The following is a 4,279-nucleotide window of genomic DNA, read 5'->3' as shown; positions in this document are numbered from 1 at the left end:
GGAAGCTGCCAGCGCAGCTTTTCGACAGGCGGCTTGGCATAAGGAATTCCCAGCCATGTTTTGACACCATTTTGATCCACAAAGCCGTTGAACGTGCCGTAACGGGTTTTAACGCTGCATTCGCCTGCGGCAAAAACTTTTTCGTCCGGCCAAGTCCCAAACGCGCTAAAAGCCAAAGCGCTCATAGCGGTAGTTTTGATAAATTCTCTCCGTGTCATCTTTTTGAACATATCCTCACAGCCTTTCTTTTTTTTTTCGGACGCTTTATGACCCTTGTTTTATACAATCAATTTTATATCATTCGCCGTCATTCCTCAACGAAAGGGAGTTCGAATTATTTCATTTCCTGCCGAAGGAAATCTTCTACGTCATTAAAAGATTTGTCTTTGGCAAAACTTTAACAATGGCGTATAATATCACTGATATAAATATGAAGAAAGAGGATTCTTATGATAGAGCTGGCTAATATTGAAAAAACATACAAAGGACCCGACGGGCCTGTCCCCGCGCTGAAGGGTATCAATCTCTCTATTGAAAAGGGCGAGATATACGGCATTATCGGACTTTCCGGTGCAGGAAAATCCACTCTGATACGCTGTATAAATATGCTTGAGCGCCCCACAAGCGGAAAGGTCATTGTAGACGGTCAGGACCTCACGGAAATGTCCTCCGCCGAGCTTCGCGAGGCACGGAAAAATATCGGCATGATTTTCCAGCATTTTAATCTGCTGTCCTCTGCCACGGTCTACGATAATGTGGCTTTCCCTCTGCGTCTTTCAAATACGCCTGAGGATAAAATCCGTGAAAAAGTAGAGCCTCTGCTTGCGCTTGTCGGACTTTCAGACAAGGCGGGGCAGTATCCGTCCCAGCTTTCCGGCGGTCAGAAGCAGCGTGTCGGCATCGCAAGAGCACTTGCCAGCGAGCCTAAGGTGCTTCTCTCCGACGAGGCAACCTCTGCCCTTGACCCGCAGACAACCAAGGCAATCCTTCAGCTCATAAAGGATATCAACAAGAAGCTGGGACTTACCGTCGTCATCATCACACACGAAATGCAGGTCATAAAGGACATCTGCGACAAGGTAGCCGTTATCGAAAACGGCGTAATCGTAGAGCAGGGCCCTGTGCTTGATGTATTTGTCACGCCAAAAGAGCCTATCACAAAGGAATTTATCAGCGTGCTCATGTCAAACGAGCTTCCCGTTGCATTCCGCGACGTGGAGCTTTCGCAGGAGCCATTTGAGGGAGCTCAGCTTCTCGTGCGCCTTACCTTCCTCGGAGAATCCGCCGACGACCCTGTTATCGCGGGTCTCATAAGAAAATTCCCCATCGACGTCAGCATTCTCTACGGAAACATCGACCACATCAAGGACACTCCATACGGAAGACTGCTTATCGGAATCACGGGAGAGCAAAGCTCTATCGACGCGGCTATGGACTACCTCAGACAGCGCGACCTGCGCATAGAGGTTATAGGCTACTCCGCACCGCAGAAATCTCACGCATAACACAAGGCCGGGCTTTTGCCCGGCTTTACTTTTCTCACTGCAGTCACAAAATTACAGTTCTTTTCTAAAACTGTCCTCACGAAGTACACATTTCAGCATATTTTATCCGCCACGGGTACTTATATTCTTTTCAATACCCTTGCAAAATGCTATACTATCTACATAATCCGCAGACTGCGGAAGATTCCAACAGATTCAGGTGATATACAGATGACTTCAAATATCGCGCCTCTGCTTGCGACAGCACTGGGCGAGACCATACGTATGGTCATAGTTTCCATGATAGCCGCAACGGCAGTGGGAATTCCTATCGGCGTACTTCTCGTGACGACAGCGAAGCACCAGATACTTGAGTGCGTGCCGTTCAACCGCGTGCTTGCCGCCATAATCAATGCGGTTCGCTCGATTCCTTTCATCATTCTGATGGTAGCAATCATTCCCTTCACCCGCCTTGTGGCAGGCACCTCCATTGGCACGAATGCTGCCATGGTTCCGCTGACGATTGCAGCGATTCCTTTCATCGCCCGTCAGGTAGAAACCTCATTAAAGGAAGTCCCCTACGGACTCATTGAAGCGGCTCTCTCCATGGGCGCGACACCCATGCAGATTATCCGCCGCGTCTATCTCCCGGAGGCAATGCCCGGCATAGTCGCGCAGCTCACCACCGTTGTTATCGCGCTGGTTGGAGCGTCCGCAATGGCAGGCACAATCGGCGGCGGCGGACTCGGCGACCTCGCTATCCGCTACGGATATCAGAGATTCCGTCCCGATGTCATGATTGCCACCATACTGGTGCTTCTCGTACTTGTTCAGCTCATTCAGTTCAGCGGAAACAGGCTTGCGAAGCATCTTGATAAAAAATAGTCCAAAACGCCAAAAAGGCTAGGCGGCGTTAAAATATCAGAAAGGGAGTATCAATGTATGAAAAAATTCCTCGTACTCATCACTGCACTTGTATTTGCAGTAATCGCAGCCGGCTGCGGCGGCGGTGATTCCAAACCTGCTTCCGGCGGAAAAACCGTCCTCAAGGTCGGTGCAACCCCTGTCCCGCATGCTGAAATCCTCGAAATCATCAAACCGGTTCTCGCCAAGCAGAACATCGAGCTGAAGATTGTCGAGTTCAGCGACTACGTTCAGCCGAACATGGCGCTTAACGACAAAGAGCTGGACGCAAATTTCTTCCAGCATGAGCCGTATCTTCTGAACTTCTGCAGCGAGCACAAGCTCCAGCTCAAGAGCGCAGGCGGTGTTCATGTAGAGCCGATGGGCGTATACTCCAAGAAAATCAAAAAGCTCGAAGAGCTTAAAGACGGCGCTCAGGTCGCTATCCCCAACGACCCGACCAACGGCGGACGTTCCCTGCTTCTCCTTGAAAAAGCAGGTATCCTGAAGCTCAAAGACGGCGCAGGCGTCAAAGCTACTGTCCAGGACATCACCTCCAACCCGAAGAACCTCGTATTCAAGGAAGTAGAGGCTGCTCAGGTTCCGCGTACGCTTGAAGACGTTGACGCTGCAGTCATCAACACGAACTTCGCTATGCAGGCTGGCCTCACACCGACGAAGGACGCTATGTTCATGGAGGATAAGACTTCTCCGTATGTCAACATCGTTGCAGTCCGCGGCGGCGACGAAAGCCGTCCGGAAATCAGAGCACTCATGAAGGCTCTGCAGTCCAAAGAGGTCAAGGATTTCATCGACGACAAGTATAAAGGAGCCATCGTAGCAGGCTTCTGATATGATAAAAAAGAGCTGTGATTTCACAGCTCTTTTTTTGTGCCCGATTACATAAAAATAATTGTCGAAACAGAATGTCAGTTAGTGATATAATACTTTATGAGAATAAGTTTACACATTAATTTCGCGAGGAATTCACATATATCAGAGAGAGGGAGCGATAATATGAATGTGAAACAGAAGTTTTTTGCGCTGGCGGGACTGGCCGGAGTCATCATGGCCGTCGTATCAATCGTAGGCTATTTCACAGCCTCCAACGTTGTTAAGACCGCTGTGGAAAAGCAGATTGCCATGGGAGTCCGTGCAGAGGCGGACGACACCGAAGCATGGCTTATGAGAAAGGTCCGGACTGCCCGGGCTGTTGCTTCAATTCTGAACAACCTTTCTGCTGAACAGGAAGACCTGGCACGCAGCCAGAGCATCACAATGGCCGCTGCTGATGATAATGAAATCAATAACCTCATGAACGTCATGGACGATGGCTTCTGTATGACGAAGCTGAACGGTGACCAGACAACCTCCACCGACTGGAGAAGCCGTGATTGGTATAAAACAGCAAAAGCAACGGGAAAGACTTACGTCAGCGACATGTACAAGGGACTCAAAGGACCGGTCATCGGCATAGGTGTTCCGTACAACCGCAAGGACGCCATGAGCGGCGTAGTCGGTTTGACACTCCGCGTTGATACCCTCACAAAAAAAGCGAAGGAAATCAAATACGAGGGACAGGGGCAAGGTGTTATCCTTAACCCCGCAACAGGAGTCATCATTGTATCGGCTAACGAAGAAGAAAACATGAAGCCTGTAACGGATAACCCCATTCTTAAAGACCATATCACTGAAATGGCGCAGAACAAAAAAGGCTATTTCGTCGCTAATGTCAACGGCACTGAGATGGTTGTCGGCTATGACTCCATGGAGCTCACCGGCTGGATTGTAGCTGTAGCGGCTCCAACGGATTTCGTATTTGCAGAGATTAACAAGCTCCGCATGATATACGGAGTTCTCACGGTGGTAGGCGTAATACTGATACTTATTGC

5 protein-coding genes are annotated in these 4,279 nt (G+C 49.5%); 4 read left to right on the top strand and 1 reads right to left on the bottom strand.

Annotation, left to right across the window (positions count from 1 at the left end):
* On the bottom strand, positions 1-230 hold a 230-nt coding region (locus tag ACY69O_RS05605; protein WP_462332482.1), incomplete at its 3' end, for a carboxylesterase family protein.
* A 219-nt stretch (positions 231-449) separates the two neighbouring features.
* On the opposite strand from ACY69O_RS05605, the gene ACY69O_RS05600 reads away from it, so the two are divergent.
* The 4 genes from ACY69O_RS05600 to ACY69O_RS05585 form a co-directional block, all read left to right on the top strand.
* Positions 450-1,505 carry a methionine ABC transporter ATP-binding protein gene (locus ACY69O_RS05600; protein ID WP_462332481.1) on the top strand — a complete coding sequence of 352 codons (1,056 nt, stop codon included), beginning with the start codon at positions 450-452 and terminating at the stop codon, positions 1,503-1,505.
* Positions 1,506-1,715: 210 nt separating this feature from the next.
* On the top strand, positions 1,716-2,369 hold the full coding sequence (locus ACY69O_RS05595) for a methionine ABC transporter permease (protein ID WP_462332480.1): 654 nt from the start codon (positions 1,716-1,718) through the stop codon (positions 2,367-2,369).
* Positions 2,370-2,426: 57 nt separating this feature from the next.
* A complete protein-coding gene (locus ACY69O_RS05590) occupies positions 2,427-3,239 on the top strand; it encodes a MetQ/NlpA family ABC transporter substrate-binding protein (protein ID WP_462332479.1) in 813 nt (270 codons plus the stop codon).
* A gap of 165 nt (positions 3,240-3,404) precedes the next feature.
* Positions 3,405-4,279 (top strand): PDC sensor domain-containing protein (locus ACY69O_RS05585; RefSeq protein ID WP_462332478.1); only part of this gene is annotated, 875 nt, incomplete at its 3' end.

The organism is Schwartzia sp. (in: firmicutes) (assembly GCF_978017985.1).
The sequence above is the reverse complement of the archived record's forward strand: the minus strand, read 5'-3'. Positions and strand labels throughout refer to the sequence as shown.

Bases quoted from the DNA above. Each gene is read 5' to 3' on its own strand.
- ACY69O_RS05600 (WP_462332481.1), top strand. From the start codon at position 450: ATGATAGAGCTGGCTAATATTGAAAAAACATACAAAGGACCCGACGGG.
- ACY69O_RS05595 (WP_462332480.1), top strand. From the start codon at position 1,716: ATGACTTCAAATATCGCGCCTCTGCTTGCGACAGCACTGGGCGAGACC.
- ACY69O_RS05590 (WP_462332479.1), top strand. From the start codon at position 2,427: ATGAAAAAATTCCTCGTACTCATCACTGCACTTGTATTTGCAGTAATC.